The sequence below is a fragment of the Sphingomonas sp. UYAg733 genome (genome assembly GCF_054057355.1).
The window spans coordinates 78,894-91,011 of the sequence record NZ_JBSRZE010000013.1; the positions used below are offsets into that span (position 1 = coordinate 78,894).

The 12,118-nt window shown below is 62.7% G+C and carries 13 protein-coding genes; 9 read left to right on the top strand and 4 right to left on the bottom strand.

The window, feature by feature from the left end; genetic code table 11:
* The first annotated feature begins 261 nt into the window (after window positions 1–261).
* A complete protein-coding gene (locus ACVWZA_RS17425) occupies window positions 262–1,074 on the top strand; it encodes a hypothetical protein (protein WP_457312567.1) in 813 nt (270 codons plus the stop codon).
* Window positions 1,075–1,102: 28 nt separating this feature from the next.
* Window positions 1,103–2,128: a quinolinate synthase NadA gene (nadA, locus tag ACVWZA_RS17430; protein WP_457312569.1), complete on the top strand. Its 1,026-nt coding sequence runs from the start codon at window positions 1,103–1,105 to the stop codon at window positions 2,126–2,128.
* A gap of 67 nt (window positions 2,129–2,195) precedes the next feature.
* Here the strand turns inward: nadA and ACVWZA_RS17435 are convergent, their stop codons facing one another.
* On the bottom strand, window positions 2,196–3,980 hold the full coding sequence (locus ACVWZA_RS17435; RefSeq protein WP_457312571.1) for a DUF885 domain-containing protein: 1,785 nt from the start codon (window positions 3,978–3,980) through the stop codon (window positions 2,196–2,198).
* Between the two features lie 302 nt (window positions 3,981–4,282).
* On the opposite strand from ACVWZA_RS17435, the gene nadC reads away from it, so the two are divergent.
* The 3 genes from nadC (at window position 4,283) to ACVWZA_RS17450 (ending at window position 6,373) form a co-directional block, all read left to right on the top strand.
* Window positions 4,283–5,131, top strand: coding sequence for a carboxylating nicotinate-nucleotide diphosphorylase (nadC, locus tag ACVWZA_RS17440; protein ID WP_457312573.1), 849 nt, complete (start codon window positions 4,283–4,285; stop codon window positions 5,129–5,131).
* Window positions 5,132–5,210: 79 nt separating this feature from the next.
* Window positions 5,211–5,627, top strand: a complete 417-nt coding sequence (locus tag ACVWZA_RS17445; RefSeq protein ID WP_457312575.1) for a hypothetical protein — start codon at window positions 5,211–5,213, stop codon at window positions 5,625–5,627.
* Window positions 5,624–6,373 (top strand): ribonuclease T2 family protein, encoded by a 750-nt coding sequence (locus ACVWZA_RS17450; RefSeq protein ID WP_457312577.1) that lies wholly within the window; start codon window positions 5,624–5,626, stop codon window positions 6,371–6,373. Before ACVWZA_RS17445 ends, ACVWZA_RS17450 begins: the two co-directional genes overlap by 4 nt.
* 458 nt (window positions 6,374–6,831) lie before the next feature.
* Here the strand turns inward: ACVWZA_RS17450 and ACVWZA_RS17455 are convergent, their stop codons facing one another.
* On the bottom strand, window positions 6,832–7,263 hold the full coding sequence (locus tag ACVWZA_RS17455; protein ID WP_457312579.1) for a DUF4112 domain-containing protein: 432 nt from the start codon (window positions 7,261–7,263) through the stop codon (window positions 6,832–6,834).
* A 6-nt stretch (window positions 7,264–7,269) separates the two neighbouring features.
* Window positions 7,270–8,751, bottom strand: coding sequence for an ABC transporter substrate-binding protein (locus tag ACVWZA_RS17460; RefSeq protein WP_457312581.1), 1,482 nt, complete (start codon window positions 8,749–8,751; stop codon window positions 7,270–7,272).
* A 95-nt stretch (window positions 8,752–8,846) separates the two neighbouring features.
* Between ACVWZA_RS17460 and ACVWZA_RS17465 the strand changes: the two genes are divergently transcribed.
* From ACVWZA_RS17465 to ACVWZA_RS17475, 3 genes are all read left to right on the top strand, one after another.
* Window positions 8,847–9,248 carry a helix-turn-helix domain-containing protein gene (locus ACVWZA_RS17465; RefSeq protein ID WP_457312593.1) on the top strand — a complete coding sequence of 134 codons (402 nt, stop codon included), beginning with the start codon at window positions 8,847–8,849 and terminating at the stop codon, window positions 9,246–9,248.
* Window positions 9,249–9,297: 49 nt separating this feature from the next.
* A complete protein-coding gene (locus tag ACVWZA_RS17470; RefSeq protein ID WP_457312583.1) occupies window positions 9,298–9,729 on the top strand; it encodes an SMI1/KNR4 family protein in 432 nt (143 codons plus the stop codon).
* A gap of 114 nt (window positions 9,730–9,843) precedes the next feature.
* On the top strand, window positions 9,844–10,416 hold the full coding sequence (locus ACVWZA_RS17475) for a T6SS immunity protein Tdi1 domain-containing protein (RefSeq protein WP_457312585.1): 573 nt from the start codon (window positions 9,844–9,846) through the stop codon (window positions 10,414–10,416).
* A gap of 167 nt (window positions 10,417–10,583) precedes the next feature.
* On the opposite strand, the gene ACVWZA_RS17480 is transcribed toward ACVWZA_RS17475, so the two are convergent.
* Complete coding sequence (locus tag ACVWZA_RS17480) at window positions 10,584–11,024, bottom strand: hypothetical protein (protein WP_457312587.1); 441 nt, start codon at window positions 11,022–11,024, stop codon at window positions 10,584–10,586.
* A 522-nt stretch (window positions 11,025–11,546) separates the two neighbouring features.
* Here ACVWZA_RS17480 and ACVWZA_RS17485 point away from each other — a divergent pair.
* A complete protein-coding gene (locus tag ACVWZA_RS17485) occupies window positions 11,547–11,915 on the top strand; it encodes a hypothetical protein (RefSeq protein ID WP_457312589.1) in 369 nt (122 codons plus the stop codon).
* Window positions 11,916–12,118 lie beyond the last annotated feature (203 nt).

The window sequence follows — 12,118 nt, forward strand, 5'->3', positions numbered from 1 at the left end:
CGGCTTTCCGATTGGAACCGCTTCCCCGGCGCAGGCCGGGGCTCCAGTCGCGATGGTCGAAATTACGTCACGCAGCCCCTGCCCAAGTCCGTTCCTCGCCTGGGCCCCGGCCTGCGCCGGGGAAGCGAGACAGTTTGGTTGGAAACGGGCCGGAGTGGCTTCACTCCTCACCCTTCGCCCGGGGGGCTGCAGCGCCAAATTTGAACCGCCGCACCGCCGATGATAGAACCCGCCGGGCAATTCGAGTCGCGGGGGTGATTCATGGCCACAGTAGCGCAATCCGTAGGCGAACCGACGCGAGGTGCGGCGCGCGAGAGCCGGCTTTTCCTGATCATGGCGTTCGTTATGGCCGGCATCATCGTGGCCGGTTTCTCGCTGCAACTCGCGATGGGCCGGTCGAGCTTCGCCTCGCCGCTGGTCGTTCATGTCCATGCGGTCGTGTTCATGGGCTGGGTCGTGCTCTATCTTCTGCAGAACGTCTTCGCCGCGAACGGGTCGATGGCGCTGCACCGGCGGCTCGGCTGGATCGGCGCGGTCTGGATGGTGGCGATGGTCGTGCTCGGCACCATGGTCACGGTGCTGATGGTGCGACGTGGTCAGGCGCCGTTCTTCTTCCTGCCGGCGCAGTTCCTGGTCTTCAATTCGCTGAGCATATTGACCTTTGCCGGGCTGACCACGGCGGCGATCATGCTCCGGCGCCAGACCGAGTGGCACCGGCGGCTGCACTATTGCGGCATGGCCCTGCTGCTCGGCCCCGCCTTTGGCCGGTTGCTGCCGATGCCGTTGCTAAAGCCTTATGCGAATGAGGTGACCTTCATTGCGATCATGCTGTTCCCGCTGATCGGCATCGCCGCCGATCTGCGCCGCACCGGCCGCGTCCACCCCGCCTGGTTATGGGGCATCGGCACGATCGTCGGCCTGCAGCTGGTGATCGAGTCCTTGCCCTATTCGTCCGCCGGCGCCGCGCTGTATCGTGTGGCGACCGCAGGCACCCCCGGCGCCGCGATGGCGCCGCTCGATTACCCGCCGCCGCCGACCGGTCCCTTGATCACGGGGCGTGCACCGTCCACATGAGACCCGTAATCTGCGGGAGTATGGGTAAATGGACGCACGCGTATCGAATGGCCGGGGCGGCATTGGCGGTAGCCTGACCGGCCTCGACCTCCGGGCCGAGATCGACCGGCTGCGCAAGGAGCGCAACGCCGTCATCCTCGCGCATTATTACCAGAAGCCGGAAATCCAGGACCTGGCGGATTTTGTCGGCGACAGCCTCGACCTGTCGAAGAAGGCGGCGGCGACCGACGCCGATGTGATCGCCTTTTGCGGCGTGCGCTTCATGGCCGAGACCGCCAAGATCCTGTCGCCGGACAAGATCGTCGTGCTGCCCGACATGAATGCCGGATGCAGCCTGGAGGATAGCTGCCCGCCCGACCAGTTCAAGGCGTTCCGCGAAGCGCATCCCGATCACATCGCGCTGACCTATATCAATTGCTCGACCGAGGTGAAGGCGCTGAGCGACGTGATCGTTACCAGCTCCTCGGCGGAAAAGATCCTCAGCCAGATTCCGCTCGATCAGAAGATCATCTTCGGCCCGGACAAGAATCTCGGCGGTTATCTCGCGCGCAAGACCGGGCGCGAGATGCTACTATGGCCCGGCGTGTGCATCGTGCACGAGGCGTTCAGCGAAACCGAGCTGCTCAAGCTGCAAGCGAAACACCCCGGTGCGCCGGTCGCCGCGCATCCCGAATGCCCGCCCTATATCCTCGACCACGCCGATTATGTCGGGTCGACCAGCGGCATCCTGGCCTATGCCCGCGACATGCCCGGCGACACGCTGATCGTCGCGACCGAGCCGCACATCATCCACCAGATGGAAAAGGCCGAGCCGCTGAAGAATTTCATCGGCGCGCCGGGTGCGGACGGTAACTGCAACTGCAATATCTGCCCGTACATGGCGCTCAACACGCTGGAGAAACTCTACCTCGCGCTGCGCGACCTGGAGCCGCGGGTCGAGATCGAGGAAGGGCTGCGCTTGCAGGCCAAGAAGAGTCTCGATGCGATGCTGGCGATGGCCAGCGGGACGGTCGGCATGGGCGATCTCGGGCCGGTCAGGGTGACGGGGGATTGAATAACTTGTTCTCCGCGCCCTCCCTTCGGGGACGGGCGCGGTCAGAGCGATTTTTGGGGTCAAGCACTCACCCGATCGGCAGGTCGAACATCAACTGCCGCACGAACCGCGCCGGCGGCGATCCGTGCGCCAGTACCGCGTCGTTATAGGTCTTCAGGTCGAACTTCGCGCCGAGCCGCTGCTTCGCCTCCTCGCGCATCGCCATATGTTCGCTATAGCCGGTGAAATAACTGAGCAGCTGAGTCGACCCCAAGCTCGCTCTCGTCCATTTGCCGGCCGCTTCGCGCTCCTGCTGGAACGCGCCTTTGGTCATCAGCGTCATCGCCTGGTCGCGCGTCATCCCCTCGGTCTGGATGCCGATGTCGAGCAGTGAATTGGTGATCGAGCGCAGCCGCATCTTGAGCACGGTCAGTTTGAACAGCGGGTCGCCGTCCATGTAATTGGCATCGGCCATCATACCCTCGGCATAGACCGCCCAGCCTTCGACGAACGGCCCGGACGACAGCACCGCGCGCAGCACCGACTTGTTCTGGTTCGCGTGGGCGATCTGTAGATAATGGCCCGGCATCGCTTCATGGATGCTCAGTTCATGGATCATATAGTCGTTATATTCTGACAGGAAGCTGGTCGCCTGCGCATCGGTCCAGTCGTCGGGGATCGGCGAGATCGCGTAGAAGGTGTCGAGCTGCTGCTCGAGTGCGCCCGGGCTGTCGCAATAGGCGACCGCGACGCCTTGCTGGAATTTGGGCATGGTGATGATCTTCACCGGGGAGTCGGGCATCGTCACGAGGTTCTTGGCGCGCACGAAATCCGTCGCCTGGGCGAGTGTCGCCCTGGCCTTGTCCATCAGACCGGTGCGGGCGGGGCGCTGTGCATAGCTGCGCGCCAATGCTGCCTCGATCGCCACCTGTTGCTGTTCCACGGTCGGCCGATCAGGCAAAGCGGGGGTGCCCGGCGTGCCGGTCAGCACCCGACGGGCGAGCCCGTACATCTCGGCGCGGGTGTCGCTTGCCGCTCTGGTCGCGCGCGCCTTGATCTCTTGCCGCGTCAGCGTCGAGACCAGCGCGTATTTCATCTTCTGATCGTAGAGCGCGGCACCAAGCCGGAAATCACCCCTGGCCTGCGGCACCAGCACCGTGTCGAGCCATTTCTGCTGTTCCGCAGCGGCCGCCTTCAGCGTGACCAGGGCGGCATCGAAGCGCTTGCGGTCGGCCGCGTTCAGCTCGCTGGCGTGCGGCGCAAGCATGCTCTCGGCGATATCGACCACGCCGCTATTCTGCTTCGCAACCGTCGTCGCATAGATTTCCGGCACGCGCGCCGGGATCAGCTGGGCCCGCGCCTGGGCATAGAAAGCGGGCATTGCCTCCATCCGTGCGGTCGCCGCCTTGAGCCGTGCGGGCCAGGGAGCGAAATCGCGCGCGGCCAGGCCGTAAAGCGCGGTGCCGGCGATGTCGTTGTAGATTTGCGCGTCCCATTGCCAGCTCTTCAGCACCTGCAAATCCCACAAATCGTAGCGCAGCGCATTGTCGAGCAACGCCGCGTCGACCTGGCTTTCGCGGTTTAGCGTCGCGCGGTCTATCCGGCCGAGCTCGGCGAGCAGCGCGCCGTCATGCGCCAATCGTCGCGCGCGTGCCGCAGCCGACACATCGCCGATCCGGTCGTCGAAGCGATGGTCGCCGAGCGGCGTGCCATAGACGGGGGAGAATAAGGCGACGCCAGCGACATAGCGCTTGGACAAAGCGGCGAAGCTGGTTTCGGCGCTGGCCTTGGTCGTCGCCGCGATCGACGAGGCGGCGAGCGCCAACATGAGCAATGTGGCGGCGGCGAGCAGCAGGGCGAAAGTGCGGCGCATTCGGAAATCCCCTTGGACGATTATCTTATGACTCGTCTTAGAGCGCTTCGCGGCGCGGTGATCCACCCCCATCATTTGCCCTGGGCCAGCCGATAAAGTTCGCACCGCGCTTTTTCGGTGAGGGACCGAAAGGCGCGGTGCGCTTATGGCATGGCGGCTTCGAAAGGATCAGCCCGAACGGGGAGGGGATCCAGGCGTCATGGAATACTAGCCGATGCGCGGTCTCGGTCGAAGCCGCTGGCCTAAGCGCGGGCGCGCCGATATGGGCCGTGTTTACGCTCCACCCTTCCCGGAGGCCGCCCATGACCTTTCATCTCACCGGTTTCGATCTCGGGGCGTTCGTCGCCTCGACGCTGGCCGAGGACCTGGGCGAGACGGGCGACATCACGTCGTCCGCCGTGATCCCGGCGGATGCGCGTTTCACCGGCGTGATGGATAGCCGTGACGCGATCGTCGTGGCCGGCCTGCCGATCGCCGAGGCGTTTTTCCGCACGCTCGACCCGGAGGTGAAGATCGAACGCCTGGTCGAGGATGGGCAGAAAGTCGCGGCGGGGACCGACCTGATGCGGCTCGAGGGCAATGGCCGGGCAATGCTCACCGCCGAGCGATCGGCGCTCAACACCGTGCAGCATTTGTCGGGCATCGCGACGATGACCAGGGCCTATGTCGACAAGATCCTCGGTACCGGTGCAATTCTGCTCGACACGCGCAAGACCATCCCGGGCCTGCGCGTGCTGGAGAAATACGCGACGCGCATGGGTGGCGCGACCAATCACCGCATGGGCCTGTGGGATGCGGCGATGATCAAGGACAATCATGTCGCGGTCGCCGGCGGCGTGGCCGAGGCTGTGCGCCGGGCCAGGGCGGCGGGGATCGAACGCATCATCGTCGAGGTCGATTCGACCGACCAGATCGAACCGGCGCTCGCGGCCGGCGCGACGCACTTGCTGCTTGATAATATGGCGCCGCCGATGCTGCGCGGCGCGGTGACGTTGGTCGGCGGTCGCGTGCCGACGGAGGCGTCGGGCGGTGTGCGGCTCGATACGATTCGCGCGATTGCCGAAACCGGCGTCACTTACGTCAGCGTCGGCCGCCTGACCCAGTCGGCGCCCGCCGCCGATATCGGTCTCGACTTCGCCGCGCTGAATTAGCGCCGCAGCGGCGCAAATTCCGGTTGCGCGACGCCGCAAGTGGATTAACGTGCCGAGTCGAACAAAAGGGGAATAGATCATGGATCGGCCAGCATCGATCGTGAATTTCGAACGCGCCTATCTTGCGGCGTTCGCCATCGGCGTGGTCAACACCATCCTGTCCTGGTCGACGACAAAGGAGCTGATTGCGTCACAGGAGGCGATCATCGGTACCTGGATCTTGCCGCTGTCGACTGCGATCAGTTTCGGCATCACGCTACTGCTCTGGTACTTCGTTGCGCGCCAAGGCAGCGTGGTCGCGAAATGGATCGCGACGGTGCTGATCGGGCTTGCGGTGTTCTTCCTCGTCATCTCGGTGTTGCGCGGCGCCTTTGAGCTTAATCTGCGCGGCATTTTCCAGCTGGTCAGCACAGCACTCCAGGCATTTGCGATCTCGTTGCTGTTCCGGCCTGACACCAAGGTCTGGTTCGGCGAGACCGGGCCTAGCCGAACATGAAACGAGCGATGAAGGCGCTCGCCGTCTATGCATTCGCCGCAGTGCCGGCGGTTGCGCAGGCACAGGCCTATAAATGCTCGGTTCCCGCCACCATGGCCGATCCGCGTCCGGATCTGCCGTCGCAGCGTGAGCCCAGCCGCGTTCTCCCGATCGGCGGTTATACGCTCGCGATCACCTGGGCACCGCAATATTGCCGCGACCACGCCAGAGAAGCATCGGCACGGCTCCAATGCGGGTCGGGCAATCGCTTCGGTTTCACGCTGCACGGCCTCTGGCCCGACGGCATCGGCAAGCAATGGCCGCAATATTGCAAAGCCACCGCGATCGTCCCGCGCGCCGTGATCCGCGGCGCGCTCTGCGCGACGCCCTCGGTCCAGCTGATCCAGCATGAATGGTCCAAGCACGGCACCTGCATGGGCACGACACCGGTCGACTATTTTGCACGATCGACCCGGTTGTTCGGCGCTCTGCGCTATCCCGATATGGACGGCTTGTCGCGCCGCCCGCTGACCGTAGCCCGTTTCGCCTCGGCGCTCGCGACGGCCAATCCCGGGCTTCCGGCCAACGCGATCCGCGTTACCGGAACCAAGGGTTGGCTCGACGAGGTCTGGCTGTGCCTCGACAAGCGTCATCGTTACGAGCGCTGCAGGGCAGGGAGTGGCGGCCTGGCCGGTCGCGCCAAACTCAAGATCTGGCGCGGCGGCCGACAGGATACCCATCATCGGCCGGCCGATTTCGTCCAGTAAAGTGCTCAAGTCGCCCTGAAGACGCTTGAGCATGAAGCTCCCTGTCAGACGCATCCGTCGGATGCCTGATCGTTCATGGGGCTTTTCGCCGACGTGGCGGTCTCGTTCCGACAATAAGAAAGAGCGGGCGGGTACACGGTTCGGCAAGGGCTATGGACCACATCCGGTGCGCTGGTTGAATCACTCCGGCGGCGCGCTGCGAGGTCGAGCGGCGGGAGATATGGGACACCGATAATGTCCCGTTTCTTCGGCTGAGGTTTCAGCGCGGACGAATATATTCGTTATAATTCATAGGCTTAAAATAAGGCGGACGACGTTGGTTCGTGCCGGGCCTGGGGAGATATGTGACATCAAACGGCACGGAAGCCGTGCCGCCGATATCCTATAAGACGTTATGATATGGCTTGGCCAAGCGATCCATGCTCAGCGCGAAACGATCGAATTAAACGCCCGGTGAATCAATTGCTGATCACCGCCGTCGAAGGATGATGCCGGTCGAGATGGCGTTTTATGATTTTCAGGTTGCGCGTGTTGGAGCGGAACAGGAAGTCGGGGATGATGCCTATCACGGGGATCAGTCCAAGCAGGAAATCGACCCCGACATTGCCGAACATGCGCGCCATCTGGGTCTTGGACATGCCCAGATTGCGGGCTTCCCATACCATCCACGCGCCCATCGCCGACCCGATCAGGTCGCCGCCGACCGGGATCACGTCGAGGATCACGTCGAGCCCGATCTTGCGATTGGTGCCGGGAATGGTGAACAGTCCCTCGAGCAGATGCTCCATCGCCTCGATGCGCTGGCGCACCGCAGCGGCGTCACGGCCGATCGGGATCATTCCGGCGATCTTGGCGGCGGCATCGGATTGCATTCTGGTTGTGTTGGTCATGTCATCTCAGTTGGTGTCGTTACGCAGATGATTCAACGGGTGCCACGCGCGTGAGTTCCCTTGCCACTGCCGCAGCCTGAGCGCGACCAGCGACCAGCGCAAAGGACGGGCGATCGGAATGAACGCTCCATCGATCGCCAGTGCCGCGTCAGCCTCGGCCAGATAGCGTGCGCGTAACGGCGTGCTGGGCGCATCGCGCGCGGCTTCGATCGCCGCCAGCGTAGTTTCGTCGCATGGCGCACAGGCGGTGCCCAGATACCACCGCGCGCTGTCATAGGGCGCCACCGCGTCGATCAGCCGCAGTTCGGTATCGGCATCCAGTGCGACGCGGATCGGGTCGATCCCGACGCGGCGCAAGCTCGCCGCGATCATGCCGTAGAGGATCGTCGCGCCGGGGCCGGACGGTACGGCGATGCGCAGCCGAGGCGGGTCGGCCTTGTCCGCCTGCCATTCGGCGACCCGCGCCCGAGCCAAGGCAAAGCGATCGGCGATCGACAGCGCGGCCCAGTCGGGCGCCGCAGCCGGGCGTGCGGAATCGAGTTGTTCGGGCAACAATTGCGTCGCGCCGGTCCAGTCGGCCGAGAAGGCGGAGACGATCGCGTCACGGTCGATCGCGGCCGCGACCGCCGCGCGATTGCGCGCGTCGCCGAGAAATCCCTCGCGGCTGACCACGGCCAGCCCGAACAGCCCTGCTGCCGGATCGATCCGGCGATTCGTCGGGGCGATATCGACATGGGCGAGCATCGGCCAGTCGATGAACGTGCCGCCGCTGACCAGATCGGAATCGCGTGCCGCGAAGCGGAGGATCGCGCGCGCCGCCCGCTCGCCGATCAATTGCACATTTGCGGCGGGGCCGGGCTCGGCGACCACGTCGTCGGGCGATCGCGCCGGGTCGAATGCGGGGTGTAGCGTCACATCACGTTTGCCCGCATCGGTGATGCGGAACGGCCCGCTCCCGCCGGGCGGACGGGTCCGGAAGACGGCGAGTTCGGGCTGGGCGAAGAGCTTGAGCAGGTCGGGGCGGGGGCGCTTCAGCCGGACCTCGATCACTTCCGGGGTCATCTCGACGATCTCGTCGATCGCGGTCAGGAACGGCAGCAACGGATTGCGCGATCCGCGTTGAATCTGGCGGCGCAACACGATCACGACATCCTCGGCGGTGACCGGGCGGCCATCGCTCCATTCCGCCTCGCGCAGGCGGAAGATATAACTCATCCCGTCGTCGATGACGATCCAGCGCTCGGCGATTCCAGGTTCGATCTGACCCGTGGCGTCGAACCGGACCAGCCCCTGCGCGGTCGAGTCGAGCAACAACCGGCCCGAAAGATCGCGCTCGCCGCGCGACGGATCGGCGAGTTGCGGCTTATCCCCGATCACGCTGACAATGACCGGCCCGGCATCGCTTCGCCGGTCGCAGCCGGCGAGCAGCAGCGCGGCGGCGATCAGCGCGGGAAGGGCGCGGATCGATCGGTGGAAGGGGATCGTCATCGCCGCATCCTGCCATCCGCAAAGGGCGGGGAGAAGAGGCGATCGACAAGGTTTGATAATGGTGCGCCGCGTGGGACAAAACCGCGAACTGGACTCTGACCGTCGCCCGCGTCTCTAAAACCACGCAACGCGTAGAGGTAGCGAAATCGCTTCTCGAAGGCGGGATGTCAATTAGCGACGCGGCGCGCGAGAGCGGCTACAATAGCCGAACCGTGTTCTCGAAGGCGTTTCGCCGCGATGTAGGGACCTCCGCCACCGAGTGGAAAGTCGCCACGGAACTTGAGAAATCGACGCGCGATCGCGTTGCCGAAGCAGAGGAGATGCTGCTCTCTGGCGATCATACGATTGCGAGCGCCGCTAAGGCGCTAGACTACAACAACTCTCAGGGACTGGCGAAGGCATTCGCGCGAGTCTACGGAATGTCACCGACCACGTGGCTGAAATGGGCGAAAGGGGGCGTGCGTATCAGGTTTGCAGCAGTGCGGGACTTTGATTGAGTTGTGCTCGACAGCGTACGATCATGCACTGACATGGGAGGGAGCGGATATGCTCGAAGGACGCGACTGGTTTGCTGTGGATGGCGCGGTGGCAGAAGAATTGTTGCGGCTTCGGGTGGTTGCACCTCCTGACCTGCCCAAGGGGTATCTTGACCTGCTGGCGTTCAGCAACGGTGGCGAAGGTCCGTTGCCAAATCAGCCCTATAATCTGTGCTTGGATGGCGCAGGGGTGGTCGCGGAAACAATCGAGTGCCGCAACCACGGGCAACCGGACTTACAGGGCTTTCTCATCATCGGCGGTAACGGCGGAGGTGAGTATATCGCGTTCGACACTCGGAGCGGAGCACCGTGGCCCATCGTCACGATTGACATGGCCGCAGGCGGTGGCAGCGCCAATGTCATCGCGCATGACTTCGACGCCTTCTACAACTGCATCGGAGTGGAGGAAGGAACGGCGCAGTCGTCCGCTTCTGGGTCGTGAGCACGATCGGCCGCATCCGCCCAATAGGGGACGTTCCAGGCTGTAACATTGACCGCTCATTGCGGTCGTTCCCGCATGCGCTAAAACTCAAAACTGATTTTGAGGAGAGGCCGTTTGTTCGATTGGCTCAAAAGGAATGCCAGTAAGCAATCCACCACCCAGGATCACGCGCGTGCATCGTCGCCGCGAGTATTTTGGGAAGGTGCATATCGGCTCCATCGCGCGGAGGACGTGGAGAAATATACGACTCTCGCCATCGCAGCGTTTCCCAATTTCGCAAAGCGGATCAATTGTTTCGGCTCAAGCTGGCTCGGTTGCCAGTTCGCGACGGATGAAACCCGCGTCGTTGGCGGGGAGCAGCAAATCTTACTTCTCGAACCCGGAACGGGCGAAGCTCTTGAAATTCCTGCCGGTTTAAGCACCTTCCACACCGGGGAGTTGATGACGCAACACGATGCCGTTGCCGCTACCGGCTTTTTAAATAAATGGCTTGTGGCAGGAGGTGAGACCCCTCTTTACGATCAATGCGTCGGCTATCGAACACCTCTTTATCTCGGGGGCGAAGACGAAGTTTCGAACTTGGTTATAGCCGATTTCGAAGTGTATTGGGGGATGGCGGCCCAACTTTTAGAGAAAGTTAGAGGCGTTCCGGTTGGGACGCGGATCGATAAAATCACGATCAGTTGAAGCTTCTGCTCCTGTCGGCTTTCCGCGACTCTCAACCAAAAGCGTATTAACCGCTTCCCACCAGCTTACGCCGTTCGCATCATCGCCGCCGCGTCGGTTTGCCTGAAACCCGAACGGCAGCTTTCGGGCGAAAAACAGACTGGCGGCAAGCGCCCCAGTTGCAGCCACTATGAATGGCGGTAGCGAAGCCCGTTAGCTGCCATAAAGCCCTTCGCGTCGAAGCTGGACCACACTTCCCCCCATGGCATTTCGCTCCCATGGATATCCATGTCCCGCGCCATGGTTTCGCGAACGAATAATAGCTCGCAGTCAATAGCTTCCCGTGTGGGCCAACCGCCTTCCGTTGGTGCATCTGGCAACTGGACGTTCCAAGACGCTTGCTCAAAACGACCGTCATGGAAACATATTGAAAGCCCCGCAGGCTGCCCGCCAAATGTCAGACCCCGAAGGTAAAGCCACTCAAAACCGTTGCCGTGATCCCGCGAGCTTTCCAAAAAATCAGCGACTTGTGGTTCGATCGAACCTCTCGTCTGATTGGGTTCCAACAACGCAAGATCGCCGATGCGAATGTTGCCCGTGTCTCGGTCGATCCAAAGTTCGGCTGCCATAAAGCGAACATCCACAATCTGAGGCACGTGGCAATGGCGTCTTGCCGCTCCACCGGCATGAAAGCTGCCTGTCGGCTAACCACCAATGTTGTGTTATTCGGCGGTGACTGCTCTCCGGTAGTAGCCGGCCAGCCAAGGACTCAGTTGCGGACATCGGCCAATCAATTAAGCTGAGCCGATGAGCGCTTATGAAGTGATACATGCCGGACGTGAAAGCGACGAGCCGTTCTCGAATTACCTGTTTGAGGTCACGCGCGACGGTCAGAAGGTGGCGGAACTGAGTCACGATTATCGAGGCGATGAGCATTGGATGCGCATACCGCGAGGGCAATGGATCACGCTCTCTGACCGGATCATCGAAGGTGGCGGACCACGACAGCTTACAATCTCATTAGGTCGTGAACCCATAACCACTTCTTTCCGTGCCAGCCCCAAACAGCCGAAATTGGTGGGTAGCTGTCGTTGGCCCTTTGCGGCAAAAGGGGCTTCAACTACGTTCCCGTCGAAGACGTGGAGGTGGCGGTGGCATATTCGATCCATATCGTGCGGCATGACAAGGCGGGCAATCGAGAGCCTATCGAGGTGAGGGAGTGGGTCGCGGCAGTGAGCGCTTTAGATGGCGTTCGTTTGGCAAGCAGCGACGTGACAGCCTCGAATCCGGTAAGTGGCGAGAACATTGTCATAAAGCGCGATGATGCGGACGCCGAATTACATGACGAACAGCAGAACGCGTGGTTGCCGGTGTTCCGCTGGTCCGAACACGGCTCGGTCAGTTTTAACGCACCGTCTGATTTCGATGAAGCGACGTCGCGCGTGCGGATGGTTGCCGGCGAGTTGGCCCGCAATCTCAGCGCTGAATTGGTAGGGGATGAGGGAGAGTTTTACCTGTAGACCATTGTCCGATTGTGGGCGCTTGCTGCCTGTCCGCTTTCGTTCCCGATAGCTGCCGGTCGGGTTTTGGGCGTGGCGAACGCGATAAGGGCGGCGGAACGGCGAGAATTGGTGGAAGCACGAACCCGCTGCGCGGGAGGGCGCATGCGGCGCAGTTGAGGTGAACATACGGGCGTTGCGCGGCGGTTGAGCGCGGCGGGCGG

Coding starts and splice junctions, on each gene's coding strand:
- ACVWZA_RS17425 (WP_457312567.1), top strand. CDS start 262: ATGGCCACAGTAGCGCAATCCGTAGGCGAACCGACGCGAGGTGCGGCG.
- nadA (WP_457312569.1), top strand. CDS start 1,103: ATGGACGCACGCGTATCGAATGGCCGGGGCGGCATTGGCGGTAGCCTG.
- ACVWZA_RS17435 (WP_457312571.1), bottom strand. CDS start 3,980: ATGCGCCGCACTTTCGCCCTGCTGCTCGCCGCCGCCACATTGCTCATG.
- nadC (WP_457312573.1), top strand. CDS start 4,283: ATGACCTTTCATCTCACCGGTTTCGATCTCGGGGCGTTCGTCGCCTCG.
- ACVWZA_RS17445 (WP_457312575.1), top strand. CDS start 5,211: ATGGATCGGCCAGCATCGATCGTGAATTTCGAACGCGCCTATCTTGCG.
- ACVWZA_RS17450 (WP_457312577.1), top strand. CDS start 5,624: ATGAAACGAGCGATGAAGGCGCTCGCCGTCTATGCATTCGCCGCAGTG.
- ACVWZA_RS17455 (WP_457312579.1), bottom strand. CDS start 7,263: ATGACCAACACAACCAGAATGCAATCCGATGCCGCCGCCAAGATCGCC.
- ACVWZA_RS17460 (WP_457312581.1), bottom strand. CDS start 8,751: ATGACGATCCCCTTCCACCGATCGATCCGCGCCCTTCCCGCGCTGATC.
- ACVWZA_RS17470 (WP_457312583.1), top strand. CDS start 9,298: ATGCTCGAAGGACGCGACTGGTTTGCTGTGGATGGCGCGGTGGCAGAA.
- ACVWZA_RS17480 (WP_457312587.1), bottom strand. CDS start 11,024: ATGGCAGCCGAACTTTGGATCGACCGAGACACGGGCAACATTCGCATC.